The organism is Salinivibrio siamensis (assembly GCF_001996005.1).
Lineage (GTDB): Bacteria > Pseudomonadota > Gammaproteobacteria > Enterobacterales > Vibrionaceae > Salinivibrio > Salinivibrio siamensis.
This window is the reverse complement of record NZ_MUFB01000020.1, coordinates 1-20,444: the sequence shown is the minus strand read 5'-3', so window position 1 is coordinate 20,444 and position 20,444 is coordinate 1. Positions and strand designations below refer to the sequence as shown.

Here is a 20,444-nt window from a genome sequence, read left to right as displayed (position 1 = left end):
GTTTTTATCGCCGAGCACATCGCGCCATCCCTTCAGGCGTCTCAACGCCGTGCCACTGTTTGGTTTTATCTCACTTGCTGCGGATAAATGCTTAAAATAAGGCGCTTAGGTCAGTAAACATCTTACACGCGCGTTTAAAACCCGAACGCCTGTCTTTTTTTTCTAACAATACCTTCATTAAAAGCGCGCTAAAATGTCATACATTTTTCACCCCCTCACCTAGCAAAAAATGAACACTCGCCCTATTGTTATTCTTATCAGGAAGTCTTTCTTATTTGGCAGATAGACGCCATATAAACTAATTTCTAATAAACGTTGGCTGGGTGACTCCTTGGTGGGCAACACAATAATCCGCACAAAAAAGCGGACAGAACACGCTCATCAAGCACAGGAAGCACCCTTACTTTTTAGACAGGCAAACTCGCGCTCAGTAAGGGGTAATCGCTATGACCTTAGGGTTTAAATCTCGCATTATTTGGGGGGTAGGACTGCTCGTCACACTCTCACTCGTGATCCTCGGCTCAATTAACGCACTGTCGCTGCGTGACAGAATGGTTGAAGCCTTGGTCACCCAAACTCAAAATAAACTCGATCATCATGTCATCGAGTTAGAGCAGCTGGTGCAGTCTCAGCTCACTGCGGTAGAGCAAGGTGCCGGCCACTTCTCAACCGATCTCACCGGTCAGGAAAATGTGGCGCAAGTGCGAATGCTGGCAGATACCGCCGGTATTGCTAATGTCATCATGACTTATGAAAGCGGCGATTCGTACATGTCAAACCACAATGGCAATGGCGTGACCACCAGCGAATATAACTTCCGCAATCGAGATTGGTATCGCACGGTTAAATCCGACCAGTCCATTCACTTGACAAACATATACACGGACAAGGTCACCGGTGGAAAAGTGATCAGTGCCGTTGCGCCTGTGTTTGAAAACGGCCAGTTTATCGGGGCACTCCTCGGTGATATTCCGTTAGAAGATGTCATCACTCAAGTCAGTGACATGCGCTTTGCAGGGGGCGCGGCTACACTGGCGGATCAAAACGCCGTGTTTTTCGCGAGTGATGATCCTAATGATATCGGCAAGACCCCCTCACAGGTAAGCGCGAACTTTGCACAGATGGAAAGCATGTTCCGCAGTAGCGAGCAAGGTCATCTTACTTTCCCCTATTTAGGCATTCAATTTGATGGCTATTTCCAGCGAGTCAACTTAACCGAAGACAGGTATTGGACCCTGATGGTCTTTGTTGACCAAAAAACCGCCCTGGCGGGGGTTCGCGATGCACAAATCGATTCTGTCGGAACAGGCGTGATACTGCTCATCGTCAGTCTTGGCGCGATTTATGCGATTATTCAATTTTCATATCGCCCCTTACTCAAACTCAAAGAAGCGGTGCTGGATCTGTCACGTGGCGAAGGGGATCTTACCGCTCGTCTCGATGTGAACGGCAATGATGATTTGGCGCAAATCAGTGACGGCTTCAACCGCTTTGTCGAAAATCTACAAGGCATGATGTTGAGCGTCGCCGAGTCCAGCCAAGCCATTTCAGCCAATATTAGCCAGCTTTCGCAAACCACTAGCGAAAATGAGTCCGTACTGGATGCTCACTCAGCTGAAACCGAGCAAGTGGTTACTGCCATCACTCAAATGAGCGAAAGCGCGAGAAACATTGCAGAAAATGTTTCCCAATCGAACAGTATCACTGCCTCGGCAAGTAAGGAGGCAAGTCAATCACTTAAAGTGGTCGACAATGCGGTGATCACGGTCAGTGCCTTAGTGGATGAGGTGGAAGAAATGTCGGGACGGATCACTAGCATGAACAAAGATGCGAATCGAATTAGTGACGTGCTGACAGTGATTGGCGAAATTTCTGAACAAACTAATTTGCTGGCATTGAATGCCGCCATTGAAGCAGCGCGCGCTGGCGAACAAGGACGAGGCTTTGCGGTCGTCGCCGATGAAGTGCGTGCGTTAGCCGCTCGCACACAAAGCAGCACCACGGAAATTTCCGAAATGCTTACCGCGTTACTCGATGGCACTTCGAGTGTGGTCGAGGCCATGGAGAAAACCAAAGAACAGTGTCAGACCACCGCAGACAAAACCTCGGAAGTGTCTAACAGCTTGACCATCATGAGTTCGTCTGTCACCGAAATCGACGATGTGAGCACCCAAATTGCGACAGCGACTGAACAGCAAAGCTCTGTCGCTGAAGAGCTCAGTAAAAACATGCTGTCGATTCGCGATATGGTGAACAAGCTGGTAGACAGTGGCAATCAAACCACGGCGGCCACTCAATCCCTCACACATTCAAATGAGGAGCTGGATCGCATGGTGCATAACTTTAAATTGCAGTAAATCGCCAAGGCCAGACCGCGACGCGAGTGAGTATGGCTGACGTTCACTGAATCAGGCAGCGAGACGCTGCCTGATCCCCATTGGGGAGGATTGTTTTTATGTCTTGTTCCTTACCAACACACGCCTTAACCGCGACGTTTACACAACAATACCAAACCATTCGTCAGCACTTTTTCAATCGAGACCCTGACCGTTGGCCCGTCTATCGGACGCCAGAACTGGCTCATTGGTTGGAGAACGGCATGCATCCTGCGGTGGCCGACGCTGCGCATCCATTTAGTCAACAAACGCATGTTCCCGAACAAAGTGATATTAGCGCCAAGACACTGCCTAACCTGGCACTGCAAGCCGCCACTTACTCCAAAGATTGGACATCGCCCCGTGCCGTGGAAAACGTGATCACGGCGCCGTGTGATCCCGCGATACATGGGGCATTACTGGCGACGATGGCTAACCCCAACTTGGTGTATAGCGAATACGCGGGGATGTCAGTTGAACTAGAAAAAACACTCGTACGTCAAGTCGCAAACTTAATTGGCTATGATCCTGACCAAGCAACCGGGATCTTTACCCAAGGCGGGACGTTCGGCAACTTATACGGCTATTTAATGGGGCTAAGAAAGCAGTTCCCGCTATCAGGCCAGCGGGGGTTCCAAGGACAAGACTTCCGCATGATTAACTCGCTGGCTGGCCATTATTCCAATATGACCAACCTCGGCTTACTGGGCACAGATATCCCCAACCAAGTCCTGCGTATTAAAGTGGATGCCAACAACCGGCTTGACTTGGATGACTTTGCCTATTCGCTCAATCATTGTTTAGCAGAAAAGATGCCAGTGCCCACCATCTTGCTGACCTTTGGTACCACAGACACGTTCGCCATTGACGACATTGAACGCGTCTATCAAATCACAACACGCGCCTGTGAGCGTTTCAACACGCCGGTTAGGCCACACATTCACGTCGATGCGGCCGTGGGCTGGCCATTAGTGATGTTCAACGACTATGATTTTGCCGCCAACCCGATAGGGATCAACGTGGCGACACGGGATAAACTGCAAGCATTAATACCCCGTATTCGCGGGCTACGCTTTGCCGACTCCATCACTATCGATTTTCAAAAGTGGGGGTTTGTACCCTATACCGCCAGCTTGGTGATGTTCAAACAGAAAACGGACATGGAACACCTTAAGCAAGATCCGCATTACTTTTCTTATTTTGAAACCAGCAAAACGCAGCAAACGCATTTGCAGTCAACAATAGAGTGCTCGCGCGGTGCAGCAGGCGCCTATGGGAGTTATTGCGCCCTCAATATGTTGGGCAAACGTGGTTATCAGACCATGATTGCGCACAGCCTGCAAAATGCCGAGTATTTAAAAGCCCACCTAGACGCCCTCCCCCATTGCAAGATCGTTGCTGGTGATAACCTGGGCCCTACGGTGGCATTTCGCCTCTATCAACCTTCCCCTACACTGGATGTAAATGTCATGTTCCAGCAAGAACAAACCTTGCATCAAGTCGGGGCGCGCATTGACAGCATTACCCAACATAGCCTGTTTCACCGTCAGCACTTTCTCGAGCGTCAAGGTAAAACGCTGCAAACCAACTGGGTCGAGTCCATTGCACACACGGAGTTTGACCCCAATGGCCAATGCCTATTTATTCCTGGTGAAAAAGCGGTATTTTTAAACCCTTACACGCGCTACACACACATTGATGAGTTTGTGGCTTCACTATGCCCCGAGCACGCAGAGCAATTGGTTTAGTTACCAACGCCAAAAGTGCGGCATAAACAACGCCAGCACGGTGAAGTACTCCAAACGACCGAGGATCATGGCAATGTTTAGGATCCAGATCCCTGTGTCTGTCACAGGCTGGAAGTTACTCCCGACTTCACCAAACCCTGGCCCAAGCACATTGATACAAGCGACTACGGCGGTAAATGCGGACCAGAAATCAAGCCCTGTCATCATCATCAATAGGGTAAACACACCTGTGGTCAGCGCTGCTAGCGACATAAACGCCATTACCGCTTGGGTCACATCGTTCGAGACCACCTTATCTTGATAACGGATGGGGATGATCGCGGAGGGGTGTACCAATTGATGCAATTGGCGACGAATGATTTTAAAGGTAACAATATCGCGAATAATTTTATTGCCGCCCGCCGTTGAGCCTGAGCACCCGCCAAGATAGGCACAAAACACCAGGAATAAGGCGGTTGCCGCTGGCCACGAGCTTAGATCCGCTGCTCCAAACCCTGTACTGGTAATGAATGAAACCACATGAAACGCTGCAAAGCTAAGTGACATCCAGAGCGATTCGTAACGGGCTTCACCATAAAGGTAAAAGCCCAGTACCAGAGATAAGCAGGCCACCACAATCAAAAACACGCGTGACTCTTCATCATCGATATAAAGTTTTAAACCGCGCCAACCGATACGAAAAATGCGAAAATGCAAACCAAAGTTGATCGCCCCCAACAGCATAAAGACATTAGAAATCATTAAGATAAGATGGCTTTGAAAGTGCCACATGCTGGCATCGTGGGTGGAGAATCCCCCCGTTGAGACGGTAGAAAAGCTATGTGCAATCGCATCGTACGCGCTCATCCCGGCCACATAATAGGCCAGCGCACATGCGATGGTGATCACCACATATACTCCCCACAAATAGTGGGCTGTTTTTGAAATGCGGGGGGAGAGTTTTTCGTCTTTGATTGGTCCAGGTGTTTCCGCTTTTAATAGCCGCATGCCACCCACATTGAGCATCGGCAATACCGCAACCACGAAGATCACCACGCCAAGGCCCCCCATCCATTGTAAAAACTGGCGGTAGAGCAAGAACGAAGCAGGCATATTGTCCAGGCCACTCAAAATGGTGGCACCCGCCGTACTCAAGGCACTGATCGACTCAAAGGTGGCATCGGTAAAATTGACCCCAGTGACCAACTCGATCGGAATACCGCCAAGCAACCCCACCAGTATCCAGGTCAGCGTCGAAAATAGTAGAGCATCGCGAAAAGTGACCTGATTGAGTTTGCTTTGCCGAAAAAGCCACGAGATGACCAATGATGAAATCATCATTAGCAAGGAAGGGTAAAAGAAATCGGTTGAGACACCATCGCGGAAAATAAAAAGCGATAAAAGTCCAAAAACAAATTGGACAACACCCATCCATAAAATAGGCATGCCCAGAAGACGCAGGGTATTTTTAAAGTTAATCATGACAGAGGCAACTCATCATTAACACGCTCGTGGTTTATCGATCCATCGCCACCACGCGTAGCGACAAACAGTGGCGTGACGCTTATCACCTCACCGCTTAACTATATCGGTCTTGTTCCAGAATGTCATGGTGGATTAAAGACCTCATATCTACGTCGTTAATACCCTGCATACAAGGCATTACATCGCAGACACGTTATAAAAAAGCCGGGCATCATTGCCCGGCTTCCTACTTTTACTGTGCTTGACGACGTTCGCCGCGCGCAGGGCCACCACGACGCTCGTTGCCGCGGTCACGGTTGAAACGACGTTCGCCACGGCCACGTTCATTGCGGCCACGACCACCGCCATTGCGGTCACCACCGCGACGCTCGCGCATGATTTGACCTTCAACACGCTGTGCATTGGTCTCTTTTTGACGAATACGCAGTTTTTGCAATTGTGCAAACACGTCTTTCGGCATGGTTTTAGGCAGCTGTACAAACGTGTGTGCCGGTGCCAGTTTAATCGCGCCAATGTTTTGCTTGTTTAAGCCAAGCTCATTGGCAATTGCGCCGACGATATCTTTAACTTGTACACCTTGCTCACGACCCACGTCCAACTGATACGTATCCCAATCAGCCGGGTTAGTATCACGACGGTCAGTACCATTTTGACGATCGTCACGACGACGTTCACGGCGTTGTTTCTCACGCTCCATCGCTGCAATCATCGGGTCTGGGCCTTTGTAGAACAATGGACGCTTGCCTTGCTGGCGTTGCAGCAACATCGCCGCCAAAGTGGTTGCATCCACGTCAATATCGTTTTGCAGTTGCTCAATCAGCTCAACGAAAGGTGCCATGGCATCGCCATCTTTCTTCTCAGCCAACTCGCCCGCTAGCTGAGCGACACGCGCTTCCGCCACTTTATCGCGGTTTGGAAGCTGAATTTCTTCCATTTTAGTCTGCGTGACACGCTCAACCGTGCGTAGCATGCGCATTTGGTTAGGACGCACCAACAGAATCGCTTTACCGGCACGGCCTGCACGCCCCGTACGACCAATACGGTGAATATACGATTCGGCATCAAACGGAATGTCGTAGTTAAACACGTGAGTGATACGCGGCACATCAAGGCCACGTGCCACGACGTCGGTCGCGACCAAAATATCAATCACACCACGCTTTAAGTGATCAACCGTGCGCTCACGCAGTGACTGTGGGATGTCCCCATGCAATGCCGCGGCTTTAAAACCACGCGCTGATAACCAGTCGGCAAGGCGCTCAGTATCTTGACGGGTACGCACAAACACGATTGAAGCGTCGGTATCTTGCGTTTCTAGCAGACGGCTCATGGCTTCGTCTTTTTCAACGCCTTTAACCACCCAGAACTGCTGCTCAACTTTTTCAACGGTGCGATTACTTCCCGCCACATCAACACGCGCCGGTTCACGCAAGAAGCGGTCAACAATTTGTTTAACGATAGGAGGCATGGTTGCCGAGAACAGGATACGCTGTGCACTCTCAGGCGCTTGCTCCATGATCCAGGTAACATCGTCCACAAAGCCCATTTTGAGCATTTCATCCGCTTCGTCGAGGATAAAGGTATGGACTTCGTCAAGCTTCAAGCGATCGCGGTTGATCAAATCTTTCACACGCCCTGGTGTGCCCACCACGATGTGCGCGCCGCTTTTTAGCGCTTTCATTTGGTCAACAATCGATGCACCACCATAGATCTCAAGCACTTTGAGGCCTTTAATGTTCTGTGCCAGCGTCTTCATTTCCGCCGCGACTTGGATAGCAAGCTCACGCGTCGGAGCCATAATGATAGCTTGTGGTTTACGCTGGCTTAGATCGACTTTATTCAGCAGTGGCAGCGAAAATGCAGCGGTTTTACCTGTACCGGTTTGTGCTTTACCAAGTGCGTCACGGCCTTCAAGAAGGACAGGGATGGAAGCGGCTTGAATTGGTGTCGGTGTTTCAAAGCCCATTGAGTCAAGCGCAGACAAAAGGGTGTCGGCCAGATCTAACTGGCGAAATTTGGTTACAGATTCTTGCATTGGGATCCCAATCTATAGAGTGTAGCGAAACGGGGCCCCTCAAGCGTTCTGCTCAACCATGCAACACTGTCTTTCATGCAGTGACAGTCACCAGCGCCATGGGCCTCGGTCATTAAGGATGTGCATTCTGCGCTATTTACACCAAAAAAGCCAGAAAAAGTTGAACAAGTTCACAAAATTTGCGGCGTGTGGGCAGGTTTATAGCTATTTGTTCACAGAGGCATCGAAATCCGTAGGTATTCCCCGCACTTTCCATGCATTTAAGTCAGGTCACAGGATTTTAGTGCCACGGGTTGGTTTTGAAACAGTGAATCCGTATAGTGTGGCGATCCGTTTATCGAGACCCGAGTTATGTTTCAAGACAATCCCCTGCTAGCACAGCTAAAGCAACAGATCCAAGAAACCTTGCCCAAAAAAGAAGGCCAGGTAAAAGCCACCGAAAAAGGCTTCGGCTTCCTCGAAGTTGATGACAAAACCAGCCTTTTCATTCCGCCTCCTTATATGAAGAAAGTGCTTCACGGTGATCGTGTAGAAGCCTTTGTTCGCACCGAAAAAGACCGCGAAGTGGCTGAGCCGGATACGCTGGTAGAAGCCAGCTTAGATCGCTTTATTGGCCGTGTGCAGTGGATCCGTAACCGCTTAAACGTCGTCCCCGATCACCCGCAAATGAAAGACGCTCTGCGCGCTAAAACGCAGCGTGGCTTGTCGCAAGACAACTTGAAAGAAGGTGACTGGGTCGTGGCGTCCCTCATACGCCACCCACTGAAAGGCGATGACAACTTTATGTGCCAGGTCAGTGAAAAAATCACCGATGCGGACGATAAAATTGCCCCTTGGTGGGTCACGCTGGCCAAACACAACTTGCCCAACCAAGAACCAGCGCCAAAAGATGCATGGCCATTGTTGGAGCAAGGGCTAGAGCGTCGCGACCTGACTGATTTACCGTTTGTGACCATCGACAGCGAATCCACCAAAGACATGGATGATGCTCTGTATGTAAAAGCTAACCCGCAAGGTGGCTTCACCATGACAGTGGCTATCGCCGATCCAACAGCATACATCGATGCCGATGACGCGCTTGATCAAGTCGCTCGTGACCGTGGGTTCACTATTTACTTGCCTGGGCGCAACATCCCAATGCTGCCTCGTGATCTTAGTGATGACTTATGTTCACTGCGTGCAAACGAAAAGCGCCCAGCACTATGCTGCACCTTTAATATCGATGCTGATGGCACCATTGCCGACGATGCTGAATTCTTCTCCGCTTGGATCCAGTCACACGGTCAGCTTGCTTACGATAAAGTCTCTGATTACATCGAACTCGGTGAACAAGCGCAGTGGCAGCCAGAGAGCAGCGACATTGCGGATCAAATCCATCAATTACATCAATTTGCGCTAGCCCGTATTCAGTGGCGTGAGACGCATGCCGTCACCTTCCCCGACCGTCCTGACTACCGCTTTGAACTCAGCGAAGATAACGATGTGATTGCTATCCACACCGATCAGCGTCGTATCGCTAACCGTATCGTGGAAGAGTCAATGATCAGCGCCAACATCTGCGCGGGTCGAAAGCTTCGTGACGCATTCGGGTTTGGTATCTTTAACACACACGCCGGCTTTAACAGTGAAAAACTCGACGACGTGGTCGAGCTAGTAAAAGCGCATGACGGCGAGGCGGACAGCGAAAGCCTAGCCACCGTCGAAGGCTTCAGTGCGCTCCGTCGCTGGCTAAACAGCCTAGATACCACCTATCTCGATAATCGCTTACGCCGTTTCCAAGCATACAGCGAGATTGGCCATGAGCCAGCGCCACACTACGCGATGGGCCTAGATGTCTACGCCACGTGGACATCACCTATCCGTAAATACGGCGATATGATTAACCACCGTTTGCTCAAAGCGATTATTCGCGGCGAAACAGAGGCCAATGCCCCTGCCGATACCGTGGGTGAAGAGCTTGCCGGCCACCGTAAACATCACCGTATGGCTGAGCGTGATGTCGCTGACTGGCTATACACCCGCTTGCTCAAGCCAGAAGTTGAAGCGCAAACCCGCTATACCGCTGAGATTTTTGACATCAACCGGGCCGGAATGCGTGTACGCTTGCTGGAAAACGGCGCGCCTGCCTTTATTCCATCGTCGCTGATCATCGATAACAAAAGCCGGATTGCCTGCGATAAAGAAACAGGCACAGTCACTATCGACGATAACGTTGAGTTCAAGCTCGGTGATAGCCTAGAAGTGGTGATTGCCGATATTAAAGAGACAACGCGCTCGATTGTGGCCAAGCCGACCCAGGTATTTACCCTGCCTGAGGCGTCACAGAGCGAATAAACGTGTTCTCGCTCTAACCACGCACATCATGCGAAACGTCAGCAGAAAGCCAAGCCATCGCTTGGCTTTCTTTTTGCCCCCAGAATGATAATCTAATCATTAAATTAAAGAGACTCGCTAGACCATTGCTGTTATCACATTCTGAGCGTCAGGCCATCCCCTAACAAGCGATCCGTGGTAAGTTAATGGTGTTACCTCAACCCAATAAGAGGTTTCATGGGATTTTTGCGTTCATCCGTGGTCCGTATGGGGACGCCCATTGTTTTACTGCTGCTGCTTGCCGCGAGCTATCAACCCTTGATTGCTGCGCTAGCCCCCTATTACAACTTAATTTACGCAGCGCCGTATTTTCTGTTATTCACCGCACTACTTTTAAGCCACTTATTCAAAAGCGCCCGCGTCGGTATGATGGTCGTGATCTTATTGGTGGGATACACAGTGATCCTCACGCGGCTGCAATCGCCACTCAATCACGGCACAACCTACATGGAGTACTTGCTGCTCACCGTCGCCCTTCCGATTAACTTGCTGTATATGATCATCGTGCGCGATCAAAAACTCACCTCTCGGTTTGGTCTGTTCTTTTTCCTCGCGATTGGTATGGAAATTGGTTGGTGCGGCCTTTTGGTGCAGCAATTCGGTGAACTCTCCACCTATCTCCATCAGCATCCGGTATTAGTCAGAGTGACCGCCGTTAGTCCCATGCCGCTGCTGCTGATCGTGTTGCTCTCGATTTTGGTCTGTGTCAGCACCATTCGACTGTTGCGCAAAAATAGCATTGAAGATCATGCCGCCTTCGTCAGTGTATTATGCGGTGTCACGACCTTGGTGTTTTTTAATGTGCCTTTCATTTCTTCGTTGATATTTTCATTGGCCGGCGTGTTATTAATTGCCAACCAAGTCTCGCTAAGCCACCAACTGGCATTCATCGATGGGCTTACCGAAATTGCGGGGCGTCGCGCACTTGAAGACGAGCTCAAACACCTAGGCAGACAATACACGCTCGCCATGCTGGATGTGGATCACTTTAAGCAATTCAATGATAAATACGGTCACGAAACCGGCGATGATGTTCTTAAGCTCGTTGCYAAACATATGGCACATTGTGAAGGAGGCGCCAGTGCCTTTCGCTACGGCGGTGAAGAATTTACCCTGCTATTCAAAGGAAAAACCACCGAGCACTGCTTGCCGTTTCTCGACGCCCTACGTGAGGACATCGTCAACTACCCTTTGATACTGCGTGATGAATCTCGTCCTCATGATGACAAGCAAGGCCGACAAAAGCGTGGACGCGCAAGCGAACAAAAGCCCGTTAATATTACTGTCAGTATTGGCTTTGCCGATGCCTCACAAGCCGACACGCCCGATGAGGTATTGCAGTTAGCGGATAAAGCCTTGTACAAAGCCAAAGAAGCAGGGCGCAACTGCATTAAGGGCAGCGTATGAAACATGTTTTAGTGATACCTTTTTTAGCCTTGATGTTAGCAGGCTGTGTCACGCAGCGTGACGCGGCAACAACATCTGATATACCTAGTTCGGACAGGACGATTAGCGATCAAGCGCTAGACCAAGCACTTACTCAACTTTATCGTCAGTGGCAAGGCACCCCCTATCGGTGGGGAGGCACCACGCGGCAAGGTATTGATTGTTCCGCTTACACCCAACACGTGTATCAATCGGCGCTCGCTACCCCACTACCGCGCACCACCCACGGCCAAGCAAAAACCGGCTATGCCATTGATTATCAATCCGCACGCCAAGGGGATCTGGTGTTTTTTCATATTCGCCCCGGCCTTCGCCATGTGGGCATCTTTCTGGGCGGACAGCGTTTTATGCATGCTTCCGCCTCAAAGGGCGTGACAGTGTCACGACTAGATAACCCTTATTGGCAAGCACGCTTCTGGCAATTCCGTCGTTATTTCTGAGGTGAGGCTTTTACCGAGTCAGCCAATTCGCAACAGGGTTGATACCGCGGACACGTGACGACATGATCATTGACCATGCCGAGCGCTTGCATCAGCGAATAACAAATCGTCTCACCCACAAATTTAAAGCCGCGCTTTTTCAAAAAACGGCTCATGGCGCGGGACTCGTCCGTCGCGGTAGCGACATCGGCATCCGATTGGTGATGGTTTACAATGGGCACGCCGCCGGTAAACTGCCAAAGGGCTTTAGCCAATGAACCGTACTCCTCCACCAGCGTCACCGCCGCCTTGGCATTGGTAAATACAGAGGCCACCTTCAAACGATTACGGACAATTTCATGGTTGGCCATGATCTCAGCGATATTCGGTTCGGCCACGTTCGCGAGTTGGTAAAAGTCGAAATCGAAGAAAGCCGCGCGATAAGCCGCACGCTTTTGTAAGATGAGGCGCCAACTCAACCCAGCTTGAGCGCCCTCTAAACAAATGAATTCAAAAATCAGCTGATCATCAAATGTCGGCACACCCCACTCGCTATCGTGGTATGCCCGCTCAGCTTCACTGTGTTGTGCCCATTGGCAAATGTCCATCTTTTCCCTCACCCTTGTCATACAATCGTTGCGCAGCCGTTTTGTTGCTTGTGGCACGAAATCAGCGGCTTAACCTTGCAAAAGCTATCGTTTCGCCGAATATCACGCTATCTTTGATCGCGATAAGTTCATGAAACGTAATAAAACCGTTACTCCCTGTTGTTGATGACATCCATAAACAGAAAGGAAAACGCGTGACAAAAAAGCATCTCTTGATCACTGGCGCCGGGCAGCGTATCGGCTACGCACTTGCCTGTCACTTTCTTCACCAAGGTCATCAGGTGACCCTATCTTATCGCACCGAACGGCCTCAAGTGGCTGACTTACGTGCACGCGGCGCACACTGTCTCCAAGCCGACTTTTCCTCTGATGAGGGCGTGTACGCATTTATCGAGTCGCTCGATGCGATGCATCCGACCTTCGATACCGTAATACACAACGCATCGTCGTGGGACAGTGAAACGCAAAGCCAAGATATTGCCACGTTATTCGATAATATGATGCAAATTCACGCCAAAACGCCTTACCTCATTAACATGGCCGCGTCACGCTGGATGCAGCAGGGCGATATTATTCACCTTACCGACTATGTCGCGCAAAAGGGCAGCGCTAAGCATACCGCCTACGCAACCAGCAAAGCGGCGCTAGAAAACCTGACGCTCTCCTTCGCGCAAAAGCTTGCGCCACATATTAAGGTAAACAGCATTTCACCTGCGCTAATCATGTTCAACGAAGGCGATGATGACGCCTATCGTGACAAAGCTCGCCGTAAATCGATTTTAGGCACTGTACCGGGTGAACAAGAGGTAGTGAATGCCTGCGAATTTATTCTCGCCAGTCAACATATGACCGGCCAATCTATCAAGCTGGATGGCGGACGCCATCTCATTTAATTTCGTGACCAGGGAAAGATTATGAACGACGCTGTCATTAAAGTAACCAACCTGCGCCTGCGTACTTACATTGGTTTTAATCCCGACGAGCAAGAGAAAAAACAAGATGTAGTGATCAATGTTGAGATCCACTATCCCGGCCACAAAGCCTGTGAAGAAGACAACGTAGATGATGCACTCAACTATAAAGTGATCACGAAAGCGATTATCGATTACGTCGAAAATGGCCGTTTTTTATTGCTGGAGAAGCTTGTGGCAGGCGTGCTAGACATTGCACGTGACCATCACTGGGTGCGCTATGCGCAAGTCACCATTGATAAGCCTCACGCACTTCGCTTCGCTGATTCCGTCTCTCTGAGCTTGAGCTGGACCGCCGACGAGTCCTAACCCAGTCAAGAGTTCGTTAGAATTATTCGAACATCTTGTTCAAGGGGAAACGGTTCTGAATTACCATTCACCCTATATACTGTGTTGGCATAGTGAATAGGAGCAGCAACAATGACAACGAAAACGGGCTACGATCTGATAATGCGTACGCTACACTGGCTATCAACCATTGTGATCATTGGTCTTTTCGCTGTTGGGCTTTGGATGGTCGATCTCAGTTATTACAGCAGCTGGTATCAGACGGCGCCGCATTGGCACAAATCCATTGGGTTATTGCTCGCCCTTGCCACCTTGTTTAGGCTCGTGTGGAAAGCGACACACACCATGCCTGCTGTCGAGGGCAAAGCGTGGGAGCGTAAAGCGGCAACGGCTGGGCATCATACAATCTATCTGTTGCTCATCACTTTGTTTGTCTCCGGTTATCTGATCTCAACATCAGATGGACGAGGCATCGATGTATTCACCTGGTTTACCGTGCCAAGCGCCGGTGAGCTTTTCCCCAACCAGTCAGATATTGCTGGGGATGTACACTACTACGTTGCCATTACCTTGATTGTATTGGCCGCTGGCCATGCAGTCATGGCACTTAAACACCACTTTATTGATAAAGACAATACGTTACGGAAGATGATCGGAGGAAACTCGAAATGAAAAAACTCATGTTAGCCATGGGAATGAGCGCCGCGACACTCTTATCTGGGCCTGCACTCGCAGACACTTATATGATTGACACCAAGGGCGCACACGCCTCGGTCAACTTCAAAGTGCCACACCTAGGTTACAGCTTTATCAAAGGTCGCTTTAATCAGTTCGACGGCCAGTTTGAATTCGACCCAGACAACATTGGCGCATCCAGTGTCTCTGTCACTATTGATACAACCAGTGTCGATTCTAACCACGCCGAGCGTGATAAGCACATTCGTAGCGGTGACTTCTTGGATGTGGGCGAGTATGGCCAAGCATCCTTTGAAAGCACCAAGGTCACCGACAACGGCGACGGCTCAATGACCATTGCAGGCGATCTCACCTTGCATGGTCAAACTAAGCCGATTGAAATCGACGCAGAACTGGTTGGCCACGGTGAAGACCCATGGGGCAACTACCGCGCAGGCTTTATGGGTAACACCCGTCTTGAGCTCGAAGACTTCGGTATTCCTACCATGGGCCCTGCCACCTACGTTGATATGGAGCTTCACGTAGAAGGTATCCGTCAGTAATCGGCCTTCAGTCGATATCATGATTAAGCCTCGGATCGTCCGAGGCTTTTTTTGTCGCAAACTGAAACCCAATCGTCATAGTTGTTGTCTAGGATGGACGGCATGAAAAACAATCAGCAATTGGCTATGACTGCACCTATCAACATCGCATTTTTTGATCTCGACGAAACCCTGATCGCCACCGATACCAAACAAGCGTGGCTGGATTATTTATACCAACAAGGGCACGCGTCGAGTGATCGAGTCGCTCAAGAGCAGCAAGCCTATCTCGACTTTAAAAAGGGTCGAATTAACCTTGAACAATATATGCACGTTCAGCTTACCCCACTCAAAGGCCGCTCAACCCAAACGGTCGATGATTGGGCCACGGACTTTATCGATAGGCTCGTCGCCCCAGTGGTGGTACCGCAAGCGTTAGAACGCATTGAATGGCATCGCAACCGTGGCGACCACTGCGTGCTGGTTTCTAATACCGCCGCACACTTAGCAAGACCGATTGGCGCATTACTCAAACTCGATACTGTGATCGCAATTGAGCTCGAAACTATTAACGGTGTTTATACGGGCAGTATTTCTCATTGTGTGCGTGATTTTCGTGGTAAGCATGACTATATGCAGGCATGGCTCTCTGACCGCCACGACACCGTAGGTCACACCTACGGCTACAGTGATTCGCACTGGGATGTGCCGCTTCTCGAGCAAGTTGATAATGCGTTTGCAGTGAACCCCGATCCACACCTAAGTCTGCACGCACAAAAGAAAGATTGGACCATCATGGAGTGGGCGAGACACGATACCATTCGCGATTAATCTGTCATGCACCTTACGTGCAAATACACAGATGCAATCTCTCACGGGCGCTATCGGCGTCCTTTTTAATAATACTTACTTGAGAATGATTATCATAACCGTTATCTTTAACTTATGATCGGCTGGCGGCACCGCGCCGTAGTCACACGCATCGTTAAAGAGATAAAGGCTTATGAAGAAGAACATCATCATTATCGTCGCGCTCTTGCTCTCTCCACTGGCGCACGCCGACCAATTAAAACACGCGGACAAGTTAAAAGTGGTGACCAGCTTTACCATCCTCGCTGATATGGCCGCTAACGTAGCGGGTGAGCATGCCGAGGTGGTGTCACTTACTAAACCCGGTGCTGAGATCCACAACTACCAGCCCACCCCGGGGGATATTCTGCGTGCGCAAGGTGCGGATGTGGTGATGTGGAACGGATTAGGCCTAGAGCGTTGGTTCGAACGCTTTTTCCAGCACATCGATAAAGTGCCGAATGTGATCTTATCTGAGGGAGTGGAGCCGATTGTGATTGCCTCGGGCCCGTATCGCGGCAAACCCAATCCGCACGCGTGGATGTCGCCCTCTGATGCAATGCGATACGTTGATAATATCGAGCAAGCCCTGATTAAGTACGATCCTGCCAATCAAACGCACTACCAAGCCAATGCCAAAGCCTACAAGGCACAAATTCAAGCCGTGTTCGCACGTGCGCAAGATGCCTTATCCGCTGTCCCCGAATCCCAGCGTTGGCTAGTAAGCAGCGAAGGCGCTTTCTCTTATCTGGCGCGTGATTTAAACCTCAACGAAGCCTATTTATGGCCGATTAACGCTGAGCGTCAGGGCACACCGCAACAAGTGCGTTCGCTGATTGATACCGTACGAAAACACCAAGTGCGTGCTGTCTTCTCCGAAAGTACCGTGTCTGATGCGCCCGCCAAACAGGTCGCCGCGGAAACCGACGCGCACTATGGCGGCATTTTATATGTCGATTCGCTCAGTCAAGCTGACGGACCCGTGCCTGACTATCTATCCTTACTGACAGTGACCACAGAAACCGTCCTAGCGGGGTTGCGCCATGACGCACTATGATTTAACCGACGACACGCCCAGTGTGTTAGATGTCAACGAGGTACGTGTCGTCTATCGAAACGGCCTGTGTGCCCTTGAGCACGCCAGTTTCTCGCTCCCAGCGCAAACCATCACTGCCTTGGTGGGTGCCAATGGCAGCGGCAAATCCACCTTGTTTAAAGCGATTATGGGGTTTGTGAATCCCGGCAGTGGCAGCATTGCGGTCAACGGTACTCCCATTAAGCAAGCGCAAAAAGCAGGCTTGGTCGCTTATGTCCCTCAATCCGAAGAGATCGACTGGTCGTTCCCGGTGTTAGTGGAAGATGTAGTAATGATGGGCCGCTACGGCAAGATGTCATTTATGCGCCGTCCCAAAGCGGCGGATCATCAGGCGGTGGATGAGGCCTTAGCCCGGGTAGATATGAGTGCATTTCGCCAGCGCCAAATTGGCGAACTGTCCGGCGGACAGAAAAAACGCGTTTTTCTCGCCCGCGCCTTGGCTCAGCACAGCCCGCTGATTTTACTGGATGAGCCTTTTACTGGCGTAGATGTCACCAGTGAAGAGTCAATTATGCGTTTGCTGCTCGAGCTCAAAGACGAAGGCAAAACCATTTTAATCGCCACCCATAACCTCGGTACCGTACCCGACTTTTGCGATCGCACCGTGTTGGTCAATCGCGCGGTGGTGGCAGGCGGACGCACCGAACATGTGTTTACTACCGAGAACCTCAGTGCCATTTTTGGCGGCAAACTGCGCCAGTATGTGATGCCCAGCGATCAGCTCCACCAAGACGCCGATCCGCGCGAGCTATCGGTGATTTCCGACGACGAGCGGCCCTTGGTGGTGTATGGCAAGCGCGAACAAAGCGCGCAGGAGCGGCGCGAATGAGCTTACTTGATCCCCTCGCCTATCAATACATGCAAAAAGCATTGCTGGTCACCACCTTGATTGGCGGCGTGTGCGGCTTGCTCTCCGCCTTTTTGATGCTCAAAGGCTGGTCGCTGATGGGCGATGCCCTCTCCCATGCGATTGTACCGGGCGTTGCCGGCGCTTATATGCTAGGCCTGCCCTTTTCGCTCGGTGCCTTTGTTGCCGGCGGCATGGCCGCGAGCGTGATGCTGTTTTTGCATCAACGCAGTCACATCAAACAAGATGCGATCATCGGTTTAATTTTTTCGAGCTTTTTCGCCTTCGGGCTCTTTTTAGTCTCGATTTCGCCCGTCGCGGTCGATATTCAACAAATTATGCTGGGTAATTTGCTCGCCATTGCCCCACTCGATGCGGTGCAAATGCTGATAATAGCCTTGGTGAGCCTCACCGTACTGGCAGTGAAATGGCGCGACTTTATGCTGACCTTTTTCGATGAAAGCCACGCCCGCTGCATTGGCTTACCCGTGGTGGGGCTCAAGGTGCTGTTTTTTGCGCTGCTCAGCGCTTGCACCATGGCGGCACTTAAAAGTGTCGGTGCCTTTTTGGTGATTTGCTTGGTGATCGCCCCCGGCGCCACCGCCTATTTATTGAGTGATCGCTTCGGGCCCGTGTTGGTATTGAGTGGTGTCATCGGCACACTCACCTCACTATTTGGGGTGTACATCAGCTATTTCGCCAACCTTAACGCCGGCGCACTGATTGTGCTGGCCCAAGTGGGATTCTTCCTAGCCGCCTTTGTGTTTGGCCCTAAACACGGTTTACTCGCGCGGCGCGCCAAACGTCAGGAGGCACTGCAATGAATCCGTATCAACTGACTTTTATGCAAGATGCACTGCTGATGTCCGTCTTGGTCGCGCTGCCCTGCGCGCTGCTTTCTTGCTATTTAGTATTAAAAGGCTGGTCGTTAATTGGCGATGCGGTGGCTCACGCGGTGCTGCCGGGATTGGTGTTGGCAAACTTATTTGGCCTGCCGCTGATTGTTGGCGCCTTTGCCGCCGGCTCCGCATGCGCCACCAGTGTGCATTGGCTCAAACAAAATAGCCGTGTGAAAGAGGACACCTTGCTGGGGATTGTGTTTTCTGGCTTTTTCGCGCTGGGGCTGATTTTGCAAGGCCAGTTCCCGTCTGATTTGCACCTTGATCATATTCTATTTGGCAACCTGTTGGGGATTAACCACCAACAGCTGCTCACCGCCGCCATCACCGGCTTGGTCGTGCTTGCGCTCGTGCTACTTAAAGGGCGAGATTTGATGCTGCTATCGTTCGACCCCGCGCAAGCCAGCGTGCTCGGGCTCCCAGTGCAAAAACTTCACTGGCTCTTACTCTCGGTGATGATTGCCACCATTGTTGCAGGCTTACATGCCGTGGGGATCATCTTAGTGGTGGCGATGTTGATTGCACCGGGCGTCACCGCCTTTATGCTCAGCAAACAATTTAGCCGCATGTTGTGGATTGCCTGTGCAATTGCTTTAGTCACCGCCGTGGGCGGCGTCACTCTGTCGTTTTACCTCGACAGCGCACCCGGCCCGACCATTGTATTGTTACTCACCGGCTGTTTTGTGGTGACCTTCGCGTGGCAGCAATATCAAATCCACCGCAACCAACAACGCCCGCAGCCGACGCACCAAACCACAAAAGCAACGCGCTCTGCCACTACCCATTCAGCGCAATCACGTTAATCGGTACCGACGGACACAACCGCATCCCAACCTCAGCAGTGCGCGAGATAGAGCTCGCGCACATTGCTCGTCGCATAGGTTTTATCGCCCATGGCCGTCACCTTGCCTTCACGCACGCCAAATACCATAATTAGGTATATATTGGTATCAACGAGTTCTAACCATGGCAAAGAATACAAGTATTACCCTAGGTGAACACTTCGATGGCTTTATCGCTAGCCAAATCGAAACAGGGCGTTACAGCTCGACAAGTGAAGTCGTTCGCGCCGCACTGCGTTTACTCGAAAACCAAGAGACTAAACTGCATACACTACGTCAACTTCTCGTAGAGGGCGAACAGAGTGGCGATGCGGAGTATGACATCGATAGCTTTATCCACGAAATCGATGCCGAAGACACACAATGAAGCCATTTACGCTGACTATCGCCGCCAAAACGGACATACTAAAGTCGTTCTAATCGCGCACTTCACCCCACCAACCCAATTCGCTCCTTGTGTTCTAACCAACTTCTTGCACCCATCTCACAAAATATGGCTTATCTAACACTTTGGACAATAACGCACGAAAACCAAAACAGCTCTTGATAGACTAATCCCAAATCTGCCCACTCTATGGCGTGTTAGGTGCCGACAACTAACCGGCGGTAGCATGGCAAAACACAGGGTGGTTAAAAGCGTCGATTAGTCATGTGGTTACAGCTGAACGCTTGGGGTAACGTGAACGCCCAGGCAGAAATAGGCGGCGTACGCACTATCGCAGAAAAGAGATATGTATGAGAGGCGATAGATACTATCTATTTCAGTTGGTTAGATGAATGAAGGTGCGTGCAACGGTTTTGGGAGATCGCACATGTGCACTAATGCAATGTTAACTGCCTAAGGTTTAATCGAACAAGGAACTACGATGAATAGTGATCAGGAATTAGCTCAGGGAAAACGCATGAAGATCCGCGCTACGCCTGGGCTAGCAATTTAATGATTAAGTTGTCACTTATGGCTTAAAAT

General features: G+C 50.6%; 18 protein-coding genes. 15 read left to right on the top strand and 3 right to left on the bottom strand.

The genetic code is table 11. The features are described from left to right. Positions 1-446 precede the first annotated feature (446 nt). Together BZG73_RS11325 and BZG73_RS11320 are read left to right on the top strand one after the other, a co-directional pair. Positions 447-2,357, top strand: coding sequence for a methyl-accepting chemotaxis protein (locus BZG73_RS11325; protein ID WP_077666705.1), 1,911 nt, complete (start codon positions 447-449; stop codon positions 2,355-2,357). 98 nt (positions 2,358-2,455) lie between these two features. Then, positions 2,456-4,123: a pyridoxal phosphate-dependent decarboxylase family protein gene (locus BZG73_RS11320; RefSeq protein WP_077668342.1), complete on the top strand. Its 1,668-nt coding sequence runs from the start codon at positions 2,456-2,458 to the stop codon at positions 4,121-4,123. On the opposite strand, the gene BZG73_RS11315 is transcribed toward BZG73_RS11320, so the two are convergent. Continuing rightward, positions 4,124-5,584 (bottom strand): TrkH family potassium uptake protein, encoded by a 1,461-nt coding sequence (locus BZG73_RS11315; RefSeq protein ID WP_077668341.1) that lies wholly within the window; start codon positions 5,582-5,584, stop codon positions 4,124-4,126. 235 nt (positions 5,585-5,819) lie between these two features. After that, the gene (locus BZG73_RS11310; RefSeq protein WP_046075924.1) at positions 5,820-7,622 is read right to left on the bottom strand and encodes a DEAD/DEAH box helicase; all 1,803 of its coding nucleotides are present in this window, start codon (positions 7,620-7,622) and stop codon (positions 5,820-5,822) included. 351 nt (positions 7,623-7,973) lie between these two features. On the opposite strand from BZG73_RS11310, the gene BZG73_RS11305 reads away from it, so the two are divergent. The 3 genes from BZG73_RS11305 (at position 7,974) to BZG73_RS11295 (ending at position 11,881) form a co-directional block, all read left to right on the top strand. Then, positions 7,974-9,956 (top strand): exoribonuclease II, encoded by a 1,983-nt coding sequence (locus BZG73_RS11305; protein ID WP_077668340.1) that lies wholly within the window; start codon positions 7,974-7,976, stop codon positions 9,954-9,956. A 216-nt stretch (positions 9,957-10,172) separates the two neighbouring features. Then, a complete protein-coding gene (locus tag BZG73_RS11300; RefSeq protein WP_077668339.1) occupies positions 10,173-11,402 on the top strand; it encodes a GGDEF domain-containing protein in 1,230 nt (409 codons plus the stop codon). Beyond that, on the top strand, positions 11,399-11,881 hold the full coding sequence (locus BZG73_RS11295) for a C40 family peptidase (RefSeq protein WP_077668338.1): 483 nt from the start codon (positions 11,399-11,401) through the stop codon (positions 11,879-11,881). Before BZG73_RS11300 ends, BZG73_RS11295 begins: the two co-directional genes overlap by 4 nt. On the opposite strand, the gene BZG73_RS11290 is transcribed toward BZG73_RS11295, so the two are convergent. Then, positions 11,872-12,468 (bottom strand): DNA-3-methyladenine glycosylase I, encoded by a 597-nt coding sequence (locus BZG73_RS11290; protein WP_077638887.1) that lies wholly within the window; start codon positions 12,466-12,468, stop codon positions 11,872-11,874. The two genes, BZG73_RS11295 and BZG73_RS11290, sit on opposite strands and share 10 nt — an antisense overlap. Before the next feature lie 194 nt (positions 12,469-12,662). Between BZG73_RS11290 and folM the strand changes: the two genes are divergently transcribed. The 10 genes from folM to BZG73_RS11240 all read left to right on the top strand — a co-directional run bounded on the left by folM (position 12,663) and on the right by BZG73_RS11240 (position 19,844). Next, entirely contained in the window at positions 12,663-13,361 is a 699-nt protein-coding gene (gene folM, locus BZG73_RS11285; RefSeq protein ID WP_046075929.1) for a dihydromonapterin reductase, read from the top strand. A 21-nt stretch (positions 13,362-13,382) separates the two neighbouring features. After that, positions 13,383-13,748 (top strand): dihydroneopterin triphosphate 2'-epimerase, encoded by a 366-nt coding sequence (gene folX, locus BZG73_RS11280; protein WP_046075930.1) that lies wholly within the window; start codon positions 13,383-13,385, stop codon positions 13,746-13,748. A gap of 111 nt (positions 13,749-13,859) precedes the next feature. After that, positions 13,860-14,399 (top strand): cytochrome b, encoded by a 540-nt coding sequence (locus tag BZG73_RS11275; protein WP_046075931.1) that lies wholly within the window; start codon positions 13,860-13,862, stop codon positions 14,397-14,399. Beyond that, positions 14,396-14,965: a YceI family protein gene (locus tag BZG73_RS11270; protein WP_046075932.1), complete on the top strand. Its 570-nt coding sequence runs from the start codon at positions 14,396-14,398 to the stop codon at positions 14,963-14,965. The genes BZG73_RS11275 and BZG73_RS11270 overlap by 4 nt, the downstream gene beginning before the upstream one ends. A 102-nt stretch (positions 14,966-15,067) precedes the next feature. After that, on the top strand, positions 15,068-15,775 hold the full coding sequence (locus BZG73_RS11265) for an HAD family hydrolase (RefSeq protein ID WP_158075304.1): 708 nt from the start codon (positions 15,068-15,070) through the stop codon (positions 15,773-15,775). A gap of 172 nt (positions 15,776-15,947) precedes the next feature. After that, positions 15,948-16,850: a metal ABC transporter substrate-binding protein gene (locus BZG73_RS11260; RefSeq protein WP_077668336.1), complete on the top strand. Its 903-nt coding sequence runs from the start codon at positions 15,948-15,950 to the stop codon at positions 16,848-16,850. Continuing rightward, positions 16,837-17,718 (top strand): ATP-binding cassette domain-containing protein, encoded by an 882-nt coding sequence (locus BZG73_RS11255; protein ID WP_077579304.1) that lies wholly within the window; start codon positions 16,837-16,839, stop codon positions 17,716-17,718. The genes BZG73_RS11260 and BZG73_RS11255 overlap by 14 nt, the downstream gene beginning before the upstream one ends. Beyond that, positions 17,715-18,560 (top strand): metal ABC transporter permease, encoded by an 846-nt coding sequence (locus tag BZG73_RS11250; RefSeq protein WP_077668335.1) that lies wholly within the window; start codon positions 17,715-17,717, stop codon positions 18,558-18,560. The genes BZG73_RS11255 and BZG73_RS11250 overlap by 4 nt, the downstream gene beginning before the upstream one ends. Then, a complete protein-coding gene (locus BZG73_RS11245) occupies positions 18,557-19,438 on the top strand; it encodes a metal ABC transporter permease (RefSeq protein ID WP_077668334.1) in 882 nt (293 codons plus the stop codon). The genes BZG73_RS11250 and BZG73_RS11245 overlap by 4 nt, the downstream gene beginning before the upstream one ends. Before the next feature lie 163 nt (positions 19,439-19,601). Further along, positions 19,602-19,844: a type II toxin-antitoxin system ParD family antitoxin gene (locus BZG73_RS11240; RefSeq protein WP_046075937.1), complete on the top strand. Its 243-nt coding sequence runs from the start codon at positions 19,602-19,604 to the stop codon at positions 19,842-19,844. Positions 19,845-20,444: the final 600 nt, after the last annotated feature.